The organism is Rhodococcus sp. P4_C10 (genome assembly GCF_056402135.1).
In genome coordinates, this window is record NZ_JBFUHZ010000001.1 from 224554 (window position 1) to 244045 (window position 19492).

General features: G+C 70.5%; 17 protein-coding genes. 9 read left to right on the top strand and 8 right to left on the bottom strand.

What is annotated here, in order from left to right; translation table 11 throughout:
* Positions 1 to 12: 12 nt before the first annotated feature.
* Positions 13 to 387: a DUF3054 domain-containing protein gene (locus AC1DWC_RS01075; protein ID WP_477905375.1), complete on the bottom strand. Its 375-nt coding sequence runs from the start codon at positions 385 to 387 to the stop codon at positions 13 to 15.
* A gap of 131 nt (positions 388 to 518) precedes the next feature.
* Between AC1DWC_RS01075 and AC1DWC_RS01080 the strand changes: the two genes are divergently transcribed.
* Positions 519 to 2063 (top strand): FAD-binding protein, encoded by a 1545-nt coding sequence (locus AC1DWC_RS01080; RefSeq protein ID WP_477905431.1) that lies wholly within the window; start codon positions 519 to 521, stop codon positions 2061 to 2063.
* Between the two features lie 73 nt (positions 2064 to 2136).
* On the opposite strand, the gene AC1DWC_RS01085 is transcribed toward AC1DWC_RS01080, so the two are convergent.
* The gene (locus AC1DWC_RS01085) at positions 2137 to 2688 is read right to left on the bottom strand and encodes a YceI family protein (RefSeq protein ID WP_477905377.1); all 552 of its coding nucleotides are present in this window, start codon (positions 2686 to 2688) and stop codon (positions 2137 to 2139) included.
* Positions 2689 to 2978: 290 nt separating this feature from the next.
* Between AC1DWC_RS01085 and AC1DWC_RS01090 the strand changes: the two genes are divergently transcribed.
* The gene (locus AC1DWC_RS01090) at positions 2979 to 3596 is read left to right on the top strand and encodes a hypothetical protein (protein WP_477905379.1); all 618 of its coding nucleotides are present in this window, start codon (positions 2979 to 2981) and stop codon (positions 3594 to 3596) included.
* A 67-nt stretch (positions 3597 to 3663) separates the two neighbouring features.
* Here AC1DWC_RS01090 and AC1DWC_RS01095 read toward each other — a convergent pair whose 3' ends face one another.
* The gene (locus AC1DWC_RS01095) at positions 3664 to 5340 is read right to left on the bottom strand and encodes a 2-isopropylmalate synthase (RefSeq protein WP_477905433.1); all 1677 of its coding nucleotides are present in this window, start codon (positions 5338 to 5340) and stop codon (positions 3664 to 3666) included.
* Positions 5341 to 5534: 194 nt separating this feature from the next.
* On the opposite strand from AC1DWC_RS01095, the gene AC1DWC_RS01100 reads away from it, so the two are divergent.
* On the top strand, positions 5535 to 6254 hold the full coding sequence (locus AC1DWC_RS01100; protein ID WP_477905381.1) for a FadR/GntR family transcriptional regulator: 720 nt from the start codon (positions 5535 to 5537) through the stop codon (positions 6252 to 6254).
* A 57-nt stretch (positions 6255 to 6311) separates the two neighbouring features.
* On the opposite strand, the gene AC1DWC_RS01105 is transcribed toward AC1DWC_RS01100, so the two are convergent.
* On the bottom strand, positions 6312 to 7493 hold the full coding sequence (locus AC1DWC_RS01105) for a lysylphosphatidylglycerol synthase transmembrane domain-containing protein (protein ID WP_477905383.1): 1182 nt from the start codon (positions 7491 to 7493) through the stop codon (positions 6312 to 6314).
* Between the two features lie 54 nt (positions 7494 to 7547).
* On the bottom strand, positions 7548 to 9002 hold the full coding sequence (locus AC1DWC_RS01110) for an adenylate/guanylate cyclase domain-containing protein (RefSeq protein ID WP_477905435.1): 1455 nt from the start codon (positions 9000 to 9002) through the stop codon (positions 7548 to 7550).
* 236 nt (positions 9003 to 9238) lie between these two features.
* On the opposite strand from AC1DWC_RS01110, the gene AC1DWC_RS01115 reads away from it, so the two are divergent.
* Together AC1DWC_RS01115 and AC1DWC_RS01120 are read left to right on the top strand one after the other, a co-directional pair.
* Positions 9239 to 10399, top strand: a complete 1161-nt coding sequence (locus AC1DWC_RS01115; protein ID WP_477905384.1) for an AI-2E family transporter — start codon at positions 9239 to 9241, stop codon at positions 10397 to 10399.
* Between the two features lie 46 nt (positions 10400 to 10445).
* On the top strand, positions 10446 to 11120 hold the full coding sequence (locus tag AC1DWC_RS01120) for a DUF1707 SHOCT-like domain-containing protein (RefSeq protein WP_477905437.1): 675 nt from the start codon (positions 10446 to 10448) through the stop codon (positions 11118 to 11120).
* 75 nt (positions 11121 to 11195) lie between these two features.
* Here AC1DWC_RS01120 and AC1DWC_RS01125 read toward each other — a convergent pair whose 3' ends face one another.
* Genes AC1DWC_RS01125 through trmB form a run of 3 tightly spaced genes read right to left on the bottom strand, consistent with a single transcriptional unit; the run spans position 11196 to position 15447 of the window.
* Entirely contained in the window at positions 11196 to 13973 is a 2778-nt protein-coding gene (locus AC1DWC_RS01125) for an MMPL family transporter (RefSeq protein ID WP_477905386.1), read from the bottom strand.
* The gene (locus AC1DWC_RS01130) at positions 13973 to 14671 is read right to left on the bottom strand and encodes an NYN domain-containing protein (RefSeq protein ID WP_477905388.1); all 699 of its coding nucleotides are present in this window, start codon (positions 14669 to 14671) and stop codon (positions 13973 to 13975) included. Before AC1DWC_RS01130 ends, AC1DWC_RS01125 begins: the two co-directional genes overlap by 1 nt.
* Positions 14668 to 15447, bottom strand: coding sequence for a tRNA (guanosine(46)-N7)-methyltransferase TrmB (gene trmB / locus AC1DWC_RS01135; RefSeq protein WP_174556666.1), 780 nt, complete (start codon positions 15445 to 15447; stop codon positions 14668 to 14670). The genes AC1DWC_RS01130 and trmB overlap by 4 nt, the downstream gene beginning before the upstream one ends.
* Before the next feature lie 248 nt (positions 15448 to 15695).
* Between trmB and AC1DWC_RS01140 the strand changes: the two genes are divergently transcribed.
* The 4 genes from AC1DWC_RS01140 to AC1DWC_RS01155 all read left to right on the top strand — a co-directional run bounded on the left by AC1DWC_RS01140 (position 15696) and on the right by AC1DWC_RS01155 (position 19375).
* The gene (locus tag AC1DWC_RS01140) at positions 15696 to 16604 is read left to right on the top strand and encodes a hypothetical protein (RefSeq protein WP_477905390.1); all 909 of its coding nucleotides are present in this window, start codon (positions 15696 to 15698) and stop codon (positions 16602 to 16604) included.
* Positions 16597 to 18069 (top strand): hypothetical protein, encoded by a 1473-nt coding sequence (locus AC1DWC_RS01145; RefSeq protein WP_477905392.1) that lies wholly within the window; start codon positions 16597 to 16599, stop codon positions 18067 to 18069. The genes AC1DWC_RS01140 and AC1DWC_RS01145 overlap by 8 nt, the downstream gene beginning before the upstream one ends.
* 45 nt (positions 18070 to 18114) lie before the next feature.
* A complete protein-coding gene (locus tag AC1DWC_RS01150; protein WP_477905394.1) occupies positions 18115 to 18411 on the top strand; it encodes a DUF6802 family protein in 297 nt (98 codons plus the stop codon).
* A gap of 223 nt (positions 18412 to 18634) precedes the next feature.
* On the top strand, positions 18635 to 19375 hold the full coding sequence (locus tag AC1DWC_RS01155) for a hypothetical protein (protein WP_477905396.1): 741 nt from the start codon (positions 18635 to 18637) through the stop codon (positions 19373 to 19375).
* Positions 19376 to 19492: the final 117 nt, after the last annotated feature.

The following is a 19492-nucleotide window of genomic DNA, read 5'->3' on the forward strand; positions in this document are numbered from 1 at the left end:
AGTGGCGCGGTGTCAGCGGGAGGTGCGGGCGCGCACCCGGCCGTAGATCGCACGCCATCCGATCAGGAACACCGCGAGCACGGTGCCGGCCACCAGAACGAAGCTGAACGCGGTGCCCTGACCACCGACGACGCGCAGCAACATCCCGACCACCAGCGTCGACAGCCACACCAGCACCCCGGTCGGCACCACCAGGCGGGGGTCGAACTTGTTCCGGTACAGACCGCACGTCGCGAGCCATCCGACCGCGAGTCCGCCGAGGAACGGCCAGGCCGTCGACGCGAGCCCGGCGAGGATGTCGGCCTCGTCGTGGCTGCGGCGGCCGATCGCGCAGAACACGATCACGAGCACGACGTCGACGGCGAGGACTGGCAGCACCTTCTTCACGACGACCAGCGTAGGCCCGGACCGGATGTCCCTCTCCGCGGGACGGCGTGTCGGCAAATTCCCCGGCCGTACCTAGCGTGTGGCGCGATACTTCCGATCGGAACTTCAGACTTCAGGAGGCTGTGAGCAACATGACCCAGTGGAACGAGGAATGCGACGTCCTGGTGGTTGGCTCGGGCGGCGGTGGCGTCACCGGCGCCTACACCGCGGCCCGCGAGGGGCTGGCGGTTGTCCTGGTGGAGGCCACCGACAAGTTCGGCGGTACCACCGCGTACTCGGGCGGTGGCGGGGTGTGGTTCCCGTGCAACCCGGTGCTCACGCGCGCGGGCACCGACGACACCATCGACGACGCGCTCGAGTACTACCACTCGGTGGTCGGCGATCGGACCCCTCGTGAGCTGCAGGACGCCTACGTGCGCGGCGGTGCCCCGCTCATCGAGTACCTGGAGCAGGACGAGAACCTCAAGTTCGAGATGCTGCCGTGGCCCGACTACTTCGGCAAGGCACCCAAGGCAAGGCTTGACGGCCAGCGGCACACCATGCCGACGCCGCTGCCGGTCGCGGAGGCGAGCGAGCTTCGCGAGATCGTGCGTGGTCCCCTCGACGTCGACCGGCTCGGCACCCCCGCGCCCGACGACTACTTCATCGGCGGCCGGGCGCTGATCGCGCGGTTCCTCAAGGCAATCGCCAAGTACCCGAACGCCACACTGCACCTGAACACCACGCTGGTCGAGCTGGTGGTCGAGGACGGCAAGGTGGTCGGTGGCATCGTCGAGCGGGACGGCGAGCGCGTCGCGATCCGCGCCCGCAAGGGTGTCGTGCTCGCGGCAGGCGGCTTCGAGGGCAACGACGAGCTGCGGCAGAAGTTCGGGGTGCCCGGTGAGGCCCGCGACACGATGGGCCCGTGGGCCAACCTCGGCAAGGCACACGAGGCCGGCATCGCGGCCGGCGCCGACACCGACCTGATGGGCGAGGCCTGGTGGTCGCCGGGCATGACCCATCCGGACGGCCGCTCCGCGTTCGCGCTGTGGTTCACCGGCGGCATCTTCGTCAACCAGGACGGCAAGCGGTTCGTCAACGAGTCCGCGCCGTACGACCGCCTCGGTCGCGACGTGATCCGGCAGCTCGAGGACGGCACGGTCACGCTGCCGTACTGGATGGTCTACGACAACAAGGAGGGTGAGGTTCCTCCGGTCAAGGCCACCAACGTCTCCATGGTCGAGGCGGAGAAGTATCAGGCGGCCGGCCTGTGGCACACCGCGGACACCCTCGAGGAGCTCGCCGAGAAGATCGGCATCCCCGCAGAGAACCTGGCCGCCACCGTCGCGCGGTTCAACGAGTTCGTGGCCAAGGGCGTCGACAAGGACTTCGGCCGTGGCGACGAGGCGTACGACCGGGCGTTCTCGGGCGGCGAGCCGCCGCTGGTCACGATCGACCAGGGGCCGTTCCATGCGGCCGCGTTCGGCATCTCCGATCTCGGCACCAAGGGCGGGCTGCGCACCGACACTGCGGCGCGGGTGCTCGACAAGTCGGGCGACCCGATCCCGGGTCTGTACGCGGCGGGCAACACGATGGCCGCGCCGAGCGGCACCGTGTATCCCGGCGGCGGTAACCCGATCGGTACCAGCATGCTGTTCAGCCATCTCGCGGTGTTGGACATGGCGGCAGGCAGCTAGAGACGCGAGAACGCCCCCCACCGCGATTCCAGGAGAGGGGTCGCGGTGGGGGGCGTCGTTCTGCGCGTGGGGATCAGGCCTGGTAGCCGGCCTCGATCTCGAGGGTGAGGGTGATCTTGTCGCCGACCACGGCGCCGCCGCCCTCGAGCGGCATCTCGATGCTGATGCCGAAGTCCTTGCGGTTGATCACGGTGCTGGCCTCGAAGCCGGCGACCGGGCCGTGGCCCATGCCGGGGTTGACGCCGTTGAACTCGAGCTTGAGGTCCACCGGGCGGGTCACGCCGTGCAGCGTGAAGTCGCCGGTGACGATGAAGTCCTCGCCCTTGGCCGTGACCGAGGTGGACTTGAACGTCGCGGTGGGGAACTGCGCGGCGTCGAAGAAGTCGGCGGTCTTGAGGTGGCCGTCGCGCTGCTCGTTGTCGGTGGTGATGGAGGCGACCTGGATCTGCGCCTCGACGGAGGGGGTGCCGTCCTCGGCGACGGTGATCGCGCCGGAGAAGTCCTGGAACCGGCCGCGGACCTTGCTGACCATCAGGTGGCGCACGGAGAAGCCGACGGTGGAGTGGCTGGCGTCGATGGCCCAGGTGCCGGGGGTGAGGGTGGGCAGGGCGATGGCGGTGGTCATGTGAACTCCCGAGGGTAAGTAGTTGAATCTTGAAGCACTGGTTGCCTCAACCGTGCCACCGGCGGGTTTCTTCCCGCAACCCGATGTGATCCGCGTCACTGATTCCCTGTGCGGAAATCCCTCGGGAATGTTCTTACTGCTCAGTAAGTTTCCGTGGTAGGTTCGCCTTGCTTCGCAGCTTTGTCTGGTTTGTCCGCACCTTGGGGTGTCGCGTATTCGCCTCTGCTGCACTCGATCTGGGGCGGTGTGGCGGTGATCGGCGCCCCTTCGTGGAAGCAAGGAGAAAACCTTTGTCGAAGAAGACGACCATCGCCCGTTGTGTCGGCGCCGCCGCCGCACTCACCGGCGCCCTGGCCCTCGCGCTGCCGGGTATCGCGTCCGCGGCCCCGGCCGGAGAGGTGCCGGCGCCGGAGATCTCGGCGAACGCCGACGGCGATGTCATCGAGATGACGCTCACTCAGACCAGTACCGGTCAGGGTGTCATGTGCGTGCCGATCGTCCTCGAGGCGACCGATGCGCTGCCCCTCGCCGCGACACCGATGGATCAGTGGCCCGGGTTCGGTGAACTCATCAACACGGTCCACTACATCGGGAATCCGACGTCCGACGCGTCGCCGAAGTCGGAGAGCACCACCGCGACCGATGAGAACGGGTTCAACCCCGGTCTGCTCAAGCCGATCACGCCGGGCGCTTACGCCGTCGTCGGAGCGTGCGTCGACGGTGCAGAGCAGAACGCGGTCCTGTCGTACAGCTACCAGGTCGTCTTCTCCCCGGGCGGCGTCGGCAGCCTCGGTCAGGCCTTGGACCTGGGCAGCTCCACCCTCGAGATGGACGGTGGCAGCAGCATCGTCGCGGACCTGCTGACCAGCGGCGCCGGCAGCAGCATGCTGTCCTCCAGTCTCAGCTGACCGCAACTCCACGCGGTGCCGGCCGAAACACGCTCGGGTGAAGGGCGTTTCGACCGGCACCGTATCGTCACGCCGGCTGAGTAGCCTCCGTCCGGGTGGCGGCGGCCAGCACGGCGCGCAACGCGGAGGCCGTCACGGACTGGTCGAGCCCGATGCCCCAACGCGCGGTCCCGCCGCTGCTGCACCGCGCGTAGGTGATCACTCGCCGGTCGCCGCCCGTGCCCGTCGGCTGCTGCACGAGCGAGAGTACCTCCACGGGGCGCCCGTGCTCGGTCAGGATCCGGCTCAGTGCCTCGGCGGGGCCGGTGCCGTCGGCCGCGCCGTCGACCGCGAGCTCGTCGACGCTCGCGCGGACCTGCAGGTGGGCGCCGTCGTCACGGTGCTCGACCGACCAGCCCGCGAGCTCGCCGCGGTGGCCGTACTCGCTCAGCAGCCAGTCCCACAACTGCTCCGCGGTCACCTCGGCCCCGCTGTCGTCGGTGGACCGCTGCACTCGTCGGGCAAAGTCGATCTGCAGCGGCCGGGGCAGGTCCAGCCCATACCCGGTCTGCAGCAGGTACGCGATGCCGCCCTTGCCGGACTGGCTGTTGACCCGGATCACCGCCTCGTAGTCGCGGCCCACGTCGCGGGGGTCGATGGGCAGGTACGGCACGTCCCAGGGCGCCTGCCCCGGCTCGACGCCGGCCGCCGCGGCGCTGGCGTGGTGGTGGGCGAACCCCTTCTTGATGGCGTCCTGATGGGTCCCGGAGAACGCCGTGTAGACCAGGTCGCCCCCGTACGGGTGTCGCTCGTGAACGGCAATCCTGTTGCAGTACTCCACGGTTCGGCGCACCTCGTCGATGTCGGAGAAGTCGATCATCGGGTCCACGCCCTGTGAGTGCAGGTTCAGCGCGAGCGTCACCAGGTCCACGTTGCCGGTTCGCTCGCCGTTCCCGAACAGGCAGCCCTCCACTCGCTGCGCGCCGGCCAGCACCGCCAGTTCCGCACACGCGACGCCGGTGCCGCGGTCGTTGTGCGGGTGCACCGACAGGATCACCGACTCACGTCGGGCCAGGTTCCGGTGCATGTACTCGATCTGGTCGGCGTAGACGTTCGGTGTCGAAACCTCCACCGTCGCAGGCAGGTTGTGGATCACCGGCCGGTCCTCGCTGGCGTCCCACAGCTCGGTGAGGCTGTCACACACCTCCAGCACGAAGTCCGGCTCGGTCAGGTTGAACACCTCGGGGGAGAACTCGTAGCGGACGCCCGGCCGGTGGTCGCCGCCGCGGGCGACGTCCTGTGCGGCCTCGAAGATTAAGCGGTGCAACCGGTCCCGGTTGTGGCCGAGCACCACCTGACGCCAGGTCGGGGCGGTCGCGGTGTACATGTGCACCACCACGTTCGGCAGCCCGCGCACCGACTCGTAGGTGCGCTTGATCAGGTCGGCGCGGGCGGCGGTGAACACCACGACCGTGACGTCGTCCGGAACGAGGTCCGCGGTGACCAATTCGCGCACGAAGTCGAAGTCGGTCTGGCTGGCCGACGGGTAGCCGACCTCGATCTCCTTGTAGCCCATGGCAACCAGCTGCTCGAAGAGTTTGCGTTTGCGGGCCGGGTCCATCGGTTCGGCGAGCGCCTGGTTGCCGTCGCGCAGGTCCACCGGCACCCACAGCGGGGCGGTGGTGGTGCGGGTCGACGGCCAGGTTCGTTCGGTCAGCGGTACCGGGACCCGGTCGGTGTACGGGCGGTAGCGGTGCGAGGGCATGGCGGACGGGGTCTGGCGATTCCAGTTCACGGGGAAGCTCCTGCGGTGGGCGGTCGGTCGACCGGCACGGCGGAACCCCGCGGCGGGGAGCCGGTCCGGTCAGGCCCCGCCGCGGCTGCCGAGGAGGAGAACCCGAGTGGCCACGAGCGGTACGCTAGGCGAGATCAACTTGTCTGACAACCTGAGGAGATAAATTGGCGTCGCCACTACGGCGCAACCTGCTCGCCGATCAGGCCGCCGACCTGCTCCTGTCCCGGCTGGGCGCGGGCGAGTGGGACGTCGGGGCGAGGCTGCCGGGGGAGACCACCCTCGCGGTCGAACTGGGCGTCGGCAGGTCCACCGTCCGGGAGGCGCTGCGGATGCTCGCCGGTCAGGGCTTGCTGCGTTCCCGCCAGGGCGTCGGTGTCTTCGTCGAGCGCACCGAACCCCTCGGCGACGGCTGGACGAGCGTGCTGCGTGGGGAGGCCATTGCCGCGGTCGTCGAAGTCCGCAACGCCCTCGAGGTCGAGGCCGCGCGGCTCGCCGCCCAGCGCGCCACCGACGCGGACGTGAGGTTGATGCGCCGTGCCCTCGACCTGCGCGCCGCGGCATCCGGCAAGGGCGACGCGGAGTTCGTGGCGGCCGACATCGAGGTGCACCGGGCGGTGGTGGTCGCCGCTCACAACCCGGTGCTGACCGAGCTGTTCGAAACCTTCGTGCCGCGGCTCACGGAGGCGATGGTCGAGATGGTCGAGCTGCTGGACCTGCGCCGCCGAGATCCGGCGCCGGATGCGGACGACCACCAGTTGCTCGTGGAGGCGGTCGCGGCGGGCGACGCCGAGGCGGCCGTGCGGATCAGCCGGGCGCACCTCGACGCGATGCTCGGCGCGCTGCACGAGGGGCCACGGGCGCTGCCTCACGGTTCCCCAATGTGACATCGGGGAACCCTGGGGCACCCAATGTGACATTGGGGAGCAAGCTGGGTGCGGGCGTCAGGCGGGGTCGGCGCGCTTGGGGGTCGGGTCGGTCAGCGGATTGAGCGGGTCGGCCTCGCGGTCACGCTCGTGCATCGCCTTCTGCTCGTTGCGCTCGAGTTCGACGTCGAAGTGCAGGTCCTCGTGCTGGTGCACCCGGAACAGGACCAGGAAGACGATCCAGCCGACCAGCGCCACCAGGATGAAGCTCACGCCCCGGTAGACGAATGCGGCGGCGACGGCCTGCGAGGCGCTGATGCTCGCCGCGGTGGTCAGCGTCGCGATCAGGGTGGCGTCGACAAACACCAGCCCGCCCGGCGCCAGGGGGATGGTGGCCACCGCCTTGCCCGCCGCGAACGCGATCAGCAGTCCCGCCGGGAGCGGGTCCGCGCCGATCGCGTAGCAGGCGAAGGCCAGGCACGCGACGTCGCCGAGCCGGTGCACGGCCGACCAGCCGAGGGCCAGTGCCCCGTCCTTGCGGCCGAGTCGCACCGACTCGAGCTGGTCGAGCGTCTCCCGGACCGCGTGCATCCCGGTGTCGGACGGCTTGTGGCGCATGGCGTTGACGCGGACCAGCACCCAGCGGGCAGCGGCCTCGATGGAGTTCGGGTGTGCGCTGACGTAGCGGACCGCGTAGATCAACGCGATCAGCCCCGCCACCGAGAAGGTGAGGGTGAACGGGCTGACCGATCCTCCGACCAGCATGGCGCCGCCGACGCCGAGCAGTGCCAGGCCGGCCGCCGCGATCACGCCGGAGATCGCCAGTTGCCACGACGCGACCACAGGGCTCGCGCCCCAGCGCCGGGTCTCCCGGTAGGTGAAGGCCGTGGAGAAGACCTGGCCGGCGGGCAGAGTCACCGCCATCGCCGTGGAGGCGTAGACGACGGACACCGAGTCGAGTTGGCGTACCCGCACGCCACCGGCGTGGAGCAACTGCTTCTGCACCCGGCCGTAGCCGCTCAGCGAGATGGCCTGGGCGAGGACACATGCGGCCAGCCAGCCCCAGTGGATCTCGGAGAGCGCCTTCCAGGACTCGTGCAGACGCGGCCACAGGTACACGCCCTCGCCGACGAGCATTGCGACAAGTGCCAGGCCGGCCACCCACTTGAGCCACCGGAACCGGCCGCCGGAACGTTCGGGCGCGGGCACCTCTTGCTTGCGGGGGACGCCCCCACGAGGGTCGGGCTGCGGCGCTACCACTACGTCAGACTAGCCAACCGGGCCCAGATTGCCCGAACCCTGCGCGCCGTGATGTCACGGATATCGCACCGGCGAGGCCAGGTCGGTGACCCGGGTGCGGCCCCGCAGCAGCACCTGGTCGCCGAGCTCCCACTCGGACTGTTCCTCCTCGTCGGCGAAGTACAACGCGCTGGTGGAGGCCAGTACCCGGCTCGGGTGCAGCTTGGCCAGCTCGGTGAGCCGGGACGCCTCGTTCACCGGGTCGCCGATCACGGTGTACTCGAAGCGTTCGGCGGCGCCGATGTTCCCGGCCACCGCCAGGCCGGCCGAGACGCCGATACCGATGTCCAGGCCGGTGATCTCGTCGAGCGCGAACCGCAGCTCCCGGGCCGCCGACAGTGCCGCGGTCGGGGCGTCGGGCCGGTCCAGGGGGGCGCCGAAGATCGCCAGGGCCGCGTCGCCCATGAACTTGTTGACGAACCCGTTGTGCTCGTCGATCACCGAGACCACCACGCGGAAGAACTCGTTGAGCATGTTGACGACTTCGCCCGGCGGGCGTTCGGCGGCGGCCCCCGTCGAGCCGACCATGTCCACGAACAGCACCGCCACGAACCGCGTCTCGCCGCCGAGTTCGGTGCCGAACTGCAACGCCCGGCGGGCCACGTCCTCGCCGACGTGCTGACCGAACAGTTCCCGCAGCACCTGCCGCTCGGCGGCGTCCTCCATCATCCGGTTGAAGCCCACCTGCAGCCGGCCGATCTCGCTGCCGTCGAACACCTCGACCTGCACGTCGGTGGCGCCGCGCTGGACGCGTTCGATGGCCTTCCGCAGCTGCCGGATCGGGTCCGAGATCTGGCTGGCGGTGAGCATGGACAGCACGAACGCGACGGTGATCGCCATCCCGCACAGCAGGAGGATCGCCACCGCCAGCGAGTCCGTCGTGAACTGCAGGTCGGTGCTCAGCTGGGTCGCACACAACAGCACGATCCCGATGACGGGCATCAGGGTGCCCAGCCCCCAGGTCATCGCCATCCGGGTGCCGACGCCCGGCGCCAGGGTCCGGTCGAAGCGGCCCTCGCTCAGCGCCCGCGCCGCCACCGGCCGCAGGATGCGCTCGCCCAGCATGTAGGTGAAGCCGAAGGTGGTGGTCGCGGCCATGCACACCGTCACCACGACCGCGATCGCGAGCGAGGGCATGTCCGCGAGGGTCAGCGCGACGAACAGGATGCCGCCGACCACCCACAGCACCAGGTGCACGATCGCCTGCCGGAGCGGGGCGTGCAGCGCGGCCATCTGCTCGCTGCGGGTCGGCGGGCCGCCGCGCAGCTGCCAGCGGATCACCGAACGCAGCATCATCGCGGCGGCGCCCAGGCTGACGGCGCCGGCCGCGATCAGGTAGACGCCGAAGATGATGCCGTTGCGGACGCGGTCCGCGACGATCGCGTCGGACTCGGTGATCGGCAGCCCGTACCGGATGAATGCCAGCACCAGCACCGCGCCGATGAAGTTCGCCAGGATCATCGAACCCATGTAGAGCGGCCAACGACTGCGCATTGTCAGCGCGACCGCTCGGTAGGAAGATGCCAGCACAACGACCAATTTAACGGGGTGGCACCGACACCGTGTGATCCGCGTGCTGCCAGCGGCCCTCCGGGCGTGGCGGGCCCACGCGAATCCGGTCCCGGCAGCTCGCCCCATCCATGGGAGCGCGCCGGCGCGCGGCGAGTACCGAGCGAACCCGTCCGTACCCGGATAGGCTCGCCCGGATGACGGCGGACGAGCCGACTCCGACCCCGGACCGGGGTGCCGACGCGTCGTCGGTGCACCCGCTGGTGCGGGTCGGTGCCGAGTGGGCGTGGCGGCTGTTGGTGCTGTTCGCGGCCCTGGTGACGCTGGGTTACATCGTCTCGAAACTCGAGACGGTCCTGATCCCGGTGGGTCTGGCGCTGCTGGCGTCCGCGTTGCTGGTGCCACTGGTGGACTGGATGCAGAGCCGTGGAGTCCCACGCTCCGCTGCAGTCGTGGTGGTCCTGGTCGCGGGCATCGGAGTCGTCGCGGGGATCCTGGCGTTCGTCGTCCAGCAGTTCGTCGAGGGCCTGCCCCAGCTCACCGACCAGTTCACGCAGTCGGTCACGCAGATCCAGGACTGGCTGACCGCCGGGCCCTTCCACTTCTCCGAGGACCAGATCCGCCAGGCCGGGGACTCGGTGGTCACGGCCATCCAGGACAACCGTGAGGCACTGACCAGTGGCGCGCTCACCACCGCGACCGTGATCGGCGAGATCTTCACCGGCGCATTGCTCACCCTGTTCACCCTGATCTTCTTCCTCTACGGCGGCGAGCAGGTCTGGGAGTTCGTCACCCGAATCGTCCCCACCGGCTCCCGCCCACGGGTCCGACTCGCGGGCAGTCAAGGATTCGCGTCGCTGGTCGGATACGTGCGGGCCACCGTCGTCGTCGCGGCGGCGGATGCGGTCGGGATCGGCGCCGGTCTGGCGATCCTCGGCGTCCCGCTGGCGCTGCCGCTGGCCTCGCTGGTGTTCATCGGCGCCTTCATCCCGATCGTCGGCGCCTTCCTCACGGGGTTCGTCGCGGTGTTCGTCGCGCTGGTGACCAAGGGCCTGGTCACGGCGCTGATCGTGCTCGGCATCATCATCGGGATCATGCAGCTCGAGGGTCACGTGCTGCAGCCGTTGCTGCTCGGTCGGGCGGTCCGTCTGCACCCCCTCGCGGTGGTGCTGGCGATCACCGCCGGCATCGTGCTGGCCGGGATCGTCGGCGGCCTGCTCGCCGTGCCCATCGTCGCGGTGCTGAACACCGCGATCCGGTCGCTGCTGGCCCCGGACCCCGAGGCGGTCCTCGACGAGGTGGAGATCGACGACCCCCAGATCCCGCTGTTCCCCGCCACCCCGGACGAGCCGAAGTAGTCGGTGAGCTGCCTCTATCCTGGAGCCCATGGAGGCGAGGGAACCTGTGGCCGCGCGAGACCTGAGGGTCTCGGACGCGGAACGCGAACATGTCGGTGAGATGCTGCAACGGGCGGTCGGGCAGGGTTTGCTCTCGCTCGGCGAGTTCACCGAGCGGATGGACACGGCGCTGGCCGCGAAGACCAGGGGCGAACTGAACGTGGTGCTCTACGACCTGCCCGGCGTGCAGTTGGTCGGCGAGCACGGGCAGCCGGTCGCGCCGCCGACGGCCGCCGCGCAGCCGGCGTACCCGGCGCCCGGACACCCGCAGCCGGGGTATGCGCAGCCCGGCTACCTGCAGCCGCTGGGACCGCAGTCGGGACAGGTGGTGCGCGGCCGGATGTCGACGGTGGCGCGCAAGGGGCGCTGGCAGGTGCCGCCGACGCTGCACGTGGACAGCCGGATGTCGACCGTGACCCTCGACTTCAGCGAGGCCGTGATGCAGACCCAGGTGGTCGAGCTGACCGTGGACGACTACTGCAGCACCATCTCGCTGATCGTGCCGCCGGAGGCCACCGTCGACCTCAACGGCGTCGAGACCGTCGGCGGCAGCGCAACCAACAAGGTGCGGACCGGTCCGCCGATGGGACCGCTGCACCTGGTGGTGCGCGGCCGGGTGCGATTCGGGTCGATCACGGCGAAACACCCGTTCGGGACGACCTTCCGGCGGATGCTGCGCTGACCGCTCGCGGCCGCGTCGGCACGGACGTGTCGGCCCGGGGGACCGGGCCGACACATCGGTCGCGGGGCGCTCGGGTCAGTCGCGCTTCTGCCGGGCCAGCAGTTCACTGACGCTGACGGTCGGCGCGCCCTCGGTGTGCCGGTGCTTGCCGGCGTTGCTCTGGTCCTCGGCGGGGCTGTGGGCACCGTTCGGGGTGCTCCCGTTCCGATCGGCCACGGGCTCGACGGGACGAAGGGCCCGGCGCTGCGACCGCTGATGCGCGGGCACGGACTGGACCGGCGCCGGCTGGGTCGGCGCAGGCTGGGCCGGGGCGGACTGCGACTGTGCCATGCCGTGCTGCTGCGTCGGGTGCGCGGCCGGACCCTGGGACTGGGCCGGGGCGGGTACCCGGAGGTCCGACAGCCAGCTCTCGATCGGCCGTTCCGCGGGTGCAGGGCGCGGCGCCGGGGGCGTCGGCCGAGCCTCCTGCCGGACGGGGGGCGCCGGCGGGGCCGGGCGCGGCGCCGGGGGCGTCACCAACGGGATCGGCTCGGTCAACGGCTCGCCGAACAGCGGTTCTACGGTCTCCGCGATCCGGCGTGCGGACGCCGTGCGCTCCGGCAGGACGCGTTCGACCGCGTCCCGGGTCAACGGCTGGCCCGATGCGCGGACGCCCTCGGGCAGGGGCAGCGGCACCCCGACCGCCTCGATCTCCGGCACGTTGTCGGGCATCCGCGCCTCGTCGAGGATCGGCTCGCCGAGGCCCAGCTTCTCCTGGAAGCGCTTCATCCACGCCGGCGCCCACCAGCAGTCGTCGCCGAGCAGCTTCATGGTCGCCGGGACCAGGAACATGCGGATCAGGGTGGCGTCGATGATCAGCGCCGCGATCATCCCGTACGCGATGTACTTCATCATCACCAGTTCGGAGAACGCGAACGCGCCGGTGACCACGATCAGGATCAACGCGGCGGCGGTGATGATCCGGCCGGTGTGCGCGGTGCCCACCCGCACCGACTCGGTGGTGCTGGCGCCCTGTGCGCGCGCCTCGACCATCCGGGACAGCAGGAACACCTCGTAGTCGGTGGACAGGCCGTAGATGATCGCCATGATCAGCACCAGCACCGGGGACATGATCGGTCCCGGCGTGAAGTTCATCATCGTGGACCCGTTGCCGTCGATGAAGATCCACGTCAGGATGCCGAGGGTGGCGCCGAGACCGAGGGCGGTCATCAGCACGGCCTTGATCGGCAGCACCAGCGACCCGAACGCCAGGAACATCAGCAGCGTGGTCAGCAGCACCACCATCGTCACCATCAGCGGCAGGCTGTCCAGCAGCGCCCCGATCGAGTCCTGCTCGATGGCCGGCGTACCGCCGACCAGCATCTGCACCCCGTCGGGCACGCTCATCGAGCGTAGGTAGTCGATGGTCGACGCCGAGTCGTTGCGGTCCACCAGGCCGGCCTTGAGGACCGTCACGCCGTTCTTGGTGGGGTTGTTCACGCTGAACTTCTCGACCAGCCCGGGCGCGTCGCTAGCGGTCTTGACGATCTTCCCCAGTTCGGAGCTGTCGGCGCCGGAGACCACCAGCTTGATCGGTTCGGTCCGGGAATTGGGGAACAGCTCGTCGAACTGTTCCTGGGCGACGCGGGTCGTGTTGTCCGGGGGCAGGTAGGTCTCGTTGATCCCGCCGAACTTGATGCCCGCGATCGGGAGGGTGAGCAGCAGCAGCCCGACGACGATCGGGATGGCGACCTTGACCGGATGCTTCATCACCCACTGCGTCAGCCGGCCCCAGAAACTGTCCTCGATCTCGTCGGTGGTCTTGGTCTTGCGCATCCACTTCAGGCCGAGCGCGTCCACCCGGCGGCCGAGGATGGCGAGGATGGCGGGCAGCACGGTCACCGAGACCACCGCGGCCAGGATGACCGCGGCGATGGCGCCGTACGCGACCGACTTGAGGAAGCCCTGGGGGAAGATGAGCAGGCCACCGAGGCTGGCGACGATCATCGTCGCGGAGAAGATGACGGTGCGCCCGGCCGTCATCACGGTCCGTCGCACGGCATCGGCGGTGCTGTAGCCCTCGGCGATCTCCTCGCGGAACCGACTGACCATGAACAGGCCGTAGTCGATGGCCAGGCCGAGGCCGATCAGCGAGACCACCGGCACGACGAACCCGTTGACCTCGGTGAATCCGGTGATCAGCTTGACCACGCCGTTGGCGGCGATGACGGTCAGGCCGCCGACGATCAGTGGCAACGCGGCGGCGACGACGCCGCCGAAGATGAAGAACAGCAGGATCCCGACCGCGGGGATGGCCAGGATCTCCATCCGGTGCACGTCGTTGGCCATGGTGTCGTTGAGCGTGCTGGTGACCGGCTGCAGGCCGGCCAGTTGCACGTCCACGCCATCGATGTAGAACTGGTCGCGAACAGCCTTGAAGTTCGCCGCGACCTCGGTGTCGTTGGCGCCGGCGATGCCGACGCTGGCGATGGCGTGGGTCTTGCTGGGGTCCGCCAGCGCGGCGAGCTTGGTCTGCCAGTAGCTGCCGTTGACGGCGAGGATCTTGTCCGGATTGTTCTGGACCAACTGGTCCAGGTTCTGGGTGATCTTCGCCCCGAAGGCGGGGTCGTCGACCGTCTTGCCCTCGGGCGCGGTGTACAGCGCGACCACGTCGGCCTTGGTGTCGCGTCCGAAGGTGCCGTCCGCGAGCTTCGCGGCCGCGACCGACTCGGATCCCGGGTCGTCCCATCCGCTCTGGCTGAGGTTGTTCTCCAAGCCGAGTCCGTACGCCCCCAGGCCGAGCAGCAGCGCAACCATCACCCCGATGACCGTGTATCGGAGGCGGTAGACCAGGCGACCCCAGCTGTCGAACACTATTGGACTCCTTGACGCCCGAGCAACAGAGCGGACAGTGGTCGGAACGGCTGCAGCCAGGCGCCCTCGTCGGGCAGGGAGTCGAGGCTCACCCGCGGCAGCGGCTCGCGGAACACCCCGTTGATGTCCTCGAGGTCGATGAACTCGAGGATCTCCGAGGCGACCGCCCAGCTGGCGTGCTCACGGAAGCCGAGGACCTGCACGGGCACGCCGGTCGCGGCGATGTCCTCGAGCGGCTGGCGGAAGGCCTGGCCGTCGGCGGACGCGACCATGATGCCCGCCAGACCGCCGTCCCGGGCGCGCAGCGCGATGTGGGCCAGCATGTCGTCGTCGACGTCGCTGTCCTCGTCGACCTTGGGCTTGGCGAACACCGCGAAACCGACGTTGCGCAGGGCCTCGACCCAGGGACGGACGACGTCGGCGCTGCCCTGGGCGATGTTGGTGAACACCGTCGCCTCGGGCTCGAGCCGCACGCCGCTGGTGCCGGAGAGTTCGGCGGTCCGGCTGAGCAGCCAGCGTCCGAGCGCGTCGAAGCGGGGGCGGTACGCGGCGGTGGGCCGGCCGCCGAGGATGGCGCCGAGGCCCATGTCCAGGTTCGGTGCGTCCCAGACCAGCAGCACGCGCTTCGGCTGGCGGACCTCTCCGGTGGGCGCGGCGGCCCCGGGCTCGGTGTCGGGCAACCGCTCGCTCACGCTCATCCTCGGACCTTTCCCCAGATCAGTTCCGTGATCGGCCGGCCGACGCGGTGCGCCTTGTCTTCGAACTTGGTGACCGGACGTTCGTGGGTCATCGGCGACTCCGCCGCACCCTGTGCCAGCTCCTCCCAGCTCAGCCGGGTCAGCAGCGGCTCCGCGTCACCGGTCTCCGCGATCCACTCGGCGTACTCGGCGTGGTCGGTGGCCACGTGCAGCACGCCGCCGGGCATCAGCTTCTCGGCGATCAGCTTGAACGTCGGCGCCTGCAGCAGCCGTCGCTTGTGGTGGCGGGCCTTGGGCCACGGGTCGGGGAAGAAGACCCGCGCGCCGGTCAGCGACTCGGCGGCCAGCATGTTCTCCAGCACGTCCATCGCGTCGCCACGCAGCACCCGGATGTTCGGGATCGACTCGCGCTCGATGGCCTGCAGCAACTGGGCGAGGCCGGGGCGGTACACCTCGACTGCCAGCAAGTTCACGTGCGGCTCGGCCTTGGCCATCGCGGTGGTGGCGGTGCCGGTGCCGCAGCCGATCTCGATGATGGTCGGGGCGTCACGGCCGAACCAGGCCGCGGTGTCCAGTGGCTCGTCCGAGACGTCGGCACCGATCACCGGCCACAGCCGGTCCCAGGTCAACTGCTGGGAATCGGTCAGCGCGCCTCGGCGCGAGCGGAAACTTGTCACCCGGGGATACAGACGGGAGCCTTGTTCTGCGGGCCCTGTCACCCTGGGTTCAGCGTCATTCACCGCACCATTGTCACGCATGACCGTGGTTTCTGGCAGCTGGGTCTGAAGTCACGGTTGAGACTTTCTCGATCCTGTGCGCCCCGCCTGGCCCCTTGCAACGCCTGGAACAGTGCGTTTGCCGTCGGGGCGAAATGCGAGACTCGGCGTACCTCACACTTTCGGCGCGCCGGATCGGCGCGATCCGCACCGCATAGTTGCCGCGCGGGAGGCCGGGAACTGCGATCATCGGTGCCTCGGGCCGGTGTCGAGAGGGGAGCCGCGCCCGCGGGGGATCAGTTCGTTTCATGGGCGGGGGTGACGCTGTGGCGTCGACGGGGGAGCACGGCGGGGTGGGCGGCGCTGGTTCGTGGGACGGCGGGGCTTCATGGGACGGCAGGGCGCTCGACGCGTTGCGCCTGGCGGTCCGGCGAGCCGACGTCGGCGCCGCCGTCACGCTCGATGCCGCGGTCCGGGCGCAGCGGCGCGGGATCGACGTTCAGGTCACCGGCCGCGCCGGGGTGGGGCGGTCGGCGGTGCTCGCCGTGCTTGCCGCCGCGGGCGGAGTCGGCGGCGTCGGATTCGCGGAGACCGACGCGTGGGACGTTCCCGGGGCGGTGGACCCGGCGCTGACCGGGGACCTGGTGGTGCTGGTGCTGTGCGGTCCGCCGCGAGCGGTGGACCTGGCCGCGGTCCGAGCCGCTCCGGCCCGGGTGCTGGCCGTGCTCAACAAGGCGGATGCGCTCACCGATCCCGCGGCGGTCGCGGTGAGCGGCGGCGCGGAGCTGGGGCTCGAGTGCCTGCCGGTCGCCGCGGGCGTGGGACCGGCCGGGGCGGGCGTCGACCCGTTGCGGGCGGTCGTGCGGGGCCTGATCGACGAGGTGCGAGCGGAGCGGGCGGCCGCGCTGCTGTCGGTGCTGCGCGGACTCACCGGCGTCGCCGCGGTCCGGGACCGGGTCGAGGCGTATCTGGGAGCCGACGAGGGCGTGCGACTGGGCGCGGTCGCCGCCGGACCCCACCCGCGCGTTCCCCAATGTCACATCGGGGAGCCCCAGGGAACCCGATGTGACATTGGGGAACCCCCGGGGGACCCGTTGGCGGCGGCCGGGTACTGGCGGGGCCGGCTCCAGGCCGACGGCGCCGGCCGCGTCCGCGCGGCGCTGGCCCGGCATCGCGACCACGTGCGGGACTGGGAGCGGTGGGCCGGCCGTGTCTGAACGGCCGGCGGAACCACTCGACCGGGACACGGCGGAGGTGCTGCGCCGCTGGAATCCGGCGGCGCTGACGGGTCTGCAGACCGGCGCGGCGGGCGTCGACCGGCCGACGGTGCTGGTGCTCGGCCCCCGCGGCAGCGGTCGCGGGGCCCTGACCGCGCGCTTGCGGGCGGACGCGGAACCGGACGCACCCGCGCCGGACTACACCGGAGACCCGACGCGCCCGGCCGGCGTCGCGCTCGTGGTGCTCGACTCGGCGGCCCCGCTCGGCCGGGAGGAGTTGGCACTGCTCGACGGCCTGGAACGGGCGGTGTTCGCTTTGACCAAGACCGACGTCCACGCGGGGTGGGACTCGGTGCTGCGCCGCGACGCCGTACTGCTCGCCGAACACGCGCCCCGGTTCGCCGGGTCACCCATCCACCCGGTGTCGGCGCCGCCCGACGGCGACGGGGCCGGGATCTCGGAATTGCGCGGGGCGCTGCTCGAAGCCCTGCGTGGTGCCCCGCAGCGGGACGTGTGGATGCGCCGCCGCGCCGGCGTCGCGGTGGAGCAGACCCGGGAGCTGGTGCGGGCCGCCGCGTCGACACTGGACCACGACGCGACGGCGACCGACCTGCGGGCGCAGCGTGCGGCGGTGATCGCGGACCGCGACGGTGGGCGCGCCGACGCGGCGGCGACGCTGCGCCGGCTGGTGGCCTTGGCGCGGGTGGACCTGCTGCACGAGGTCGGCAGCCGGGTCCGGGAGGTGGGGGTCGCGGCGCGGACCACGCTCGATCGCGGCGACCGGGCCGCGGCGGGGGTGTTCCCTGACCACCTGCGAGCGGAGTTCGTCGGACTCGCCGACTCGGTCGACGCGACGACGGCCGAGCGGCTCCGGGGGATGGCGGCGGAGGTCCTGGGGCCGGACCACCCGGCGAGCGCGGACGACAACCCGGCCGTACGCCTCCCGGCGTTGGATCCGCCGCAGCCGCGACACCGGGGCGTGGAGGACCGGTTGATGATCGCGGTCGGGGCGTCCGCCGGGCTGGGCCTCGGCCGACTGCTGGTGGCGCCGCTGTCGATGGTGCCGACCCTGGACCTGGCCAGCATCCCCGTCACGCTGCTGGTCGGCGCCCTGGCGGCGTGGTGGCTGGCCCGCACGCGGGGCCTCGCCGCGGATCGTGCGCACCTGCGGTCGTGGACCACCGATGCCCTCGCCCAGGTCCGGTCCGGCCTCGAACAGCGGGTCCTGGCGCAACTGGTGGACGCCGAGGCCCGGATCGCCGGTCAGGTGCTGGCCGGGCACCGCAGCCTGGTGCTGTCGACGGACGAACGACTGGCCACGCTGGACCGGCGACTGCGAGAGCACGCGCAACGGACGTCGGCGCGACGGTCGGCCTGCGAGCGTGATCTGGCGGTTCTCGACCGCGCGCTGGGGCGGACGGCGGGACGGGAACCGCCGGCGCCGGCGGTGCGTCCAACCTCCTAGCAGCCGGTTTCGACGAGGCCGGGCCAGGTGGCGGAAGGACCCGCGATGATGCAGGACGACATGTTGCTGTGCGCGCACGGGTTGGGCGAGAACCCGGTCGACACGGATCCGGGGGAGTGGGCCCTGCACGACCCGGCCGTCGACCTCGACGGGGACGGGGTCCTCGACACTCGTGCCTACGCGGACGGCGACGCGGTGCTGGTGGCGTCGGATCTGGACGGGGACGGGACCGCCGACCACCTGACGTCGGTCGAGGCGGACGGCGAGTACTCGGCCTGGCAGGCGCACCGGCAGCCCGACGGCTCGTTGCGGTGGGAACGGACCGATCACGGTCGGCTGTAGACGGCCGGTTTCGAGGTCCGCGGGGAACGCCGGGTGGCGAGATGCCCGGTTTCGGGTGAATTCGCCAACTATTAACGGGCCGGTTTCGGTGAAACGTTTGTGAAGTGGGACGGACGTCCGTATAAACGACGGGGTGTGGCTTGAGTCACTCGTTTAACACTTCGGAGAAGGCTCCGTGCCCGGGGGGCCCGGCGCCATGTGAATGATCGAAATGGAGATCTACATGTCTCGTACCCCGATGCGCCGCATCGCCGCCGTCGCAGCCTCCGCTGCCCTCGTGGCAGGCGGCGTGACCGCCGGCGTGACCATTGGCGCAGGTGCGGCGAGCGCCGCGACCTGCTCCTCGTCGAGCCAGGTCACCAAGAACGACATCAGCACCTGGGGCATCACCCACACCTACAACAAGACCGTCACCAACGCCGCAGGCGAGGAGATCAGCCAGGCCTCCGCAGGCTCGCTGGTCACCTACAAGACCGTCGTGGGCACCACCGGAATCGGCAACCCCTACGTCAACACGATCAACGACATCCCGCCGGTCGGGTTCGGTGCGCCGGTCTCGGCGACGGTCACGGCCTACTCGGTGGGCATCCCGACCGGGCAGCACGAGGCCGATGTCACCATGACCCCGAACGGTGACGGCTACAAGGTCACCAGCACCGGGTGGTTCGTCAACTCCGGCAACCCGGTCACGCTCAAGGCCACGTACAAGGTGCCCGACAACATCGCCCCCGGCACCCAGGTCACCAGCCGCGGCACGGGCGTCGCGGGCACCGTCGGCGTCAGCAACGAGATGCCGAACCTGACCGCCTGCTTCACCGTCCGTATCCCGAACCCGGGCGAGGCCGTCACCGGCAGCATGGACGGGGCCGGCCTGGGCTCCTCGGAGGGCCAGCTCTCCTCCACCGGCTCGGTCAGCGACGTCCTCGGTGACACGATCACCAAGGTCCTCGAGAACGGCAGCTAGTTCCTGTCTGCCGTGTGAACGTCTGACGCCGCGTGCGTCGGACAGCTGAGTAACGGACACCTTCGTCGGGTGGCCGGGAGGGTCCCCTCCCGCCGTGGATCGGATGCCCTCGGGCGC

Coding starts and splice junctions, on each gene's coding strand:
- AC1DWC_RS01080 (WP_477905431.1), top strand. CDS start 519: ATGACCCAGTGGAACGAGGAATGCGACGTCCTGGTGGTTGGCTCGGGC.
- AC1DWC_RS01085 (WP_477905377.1), bottom strand. CDS start 2,688: ATGACCACCGCCATCGCCCTGCCCACCCTCACCCCCGGCACCTGGGCC.
- AC1DWC_RS01095 (WP_477905433.1), bottom strand. CDS start 5,340: ATGCCCTCGCACCGCTACCGCCCGTACACCGACCGGGTCCCGGTACCG.
- AC1DWC_RS01110 (WP_477905435.1), bottom strand. CDS start 9,002: ATGGGTTCGATGATCCTGGCGAACTTCATCGGCGCGGTGCTGGTGCTG.
- AC1DWC_RS01115 (WP_477905384.1), top strand. CDS start 9,239: ATGACGGCGGACGAGCCGACTCCGACCCCGGACCGGGGTGCCGACGCG.
- AC1DWC_RS01130 (WP_477905388.1), bottom strand. CDS start 14,671: ATGAGCGTGAGCGAGCGGTTGCCCGACACCGAGCCCGGGGCCGCCGCG.
- AC1DWC_RS01140 (WP_477905390.1), top strand. CDS start 15,696: ATGGGCGGGGGTGACGCTGTGGCGTCGACGGGGGAGCACGGCGGGGTG.
- AC1DWC_RS01150 (WP_477905394.1), top strand. CDS start 18,115: ATGATGCAGGACGACATGTTGCTGTGCGCGCACGGGTTGGGCGAGAAC.
- AC1DWC_RS01155 (WP_477905396.1), top strand. CDS start 18,635: ATGTCTCGTACCCCGATGCGCCGCATCGCCGCCGTCGCAGCCTCCGCT.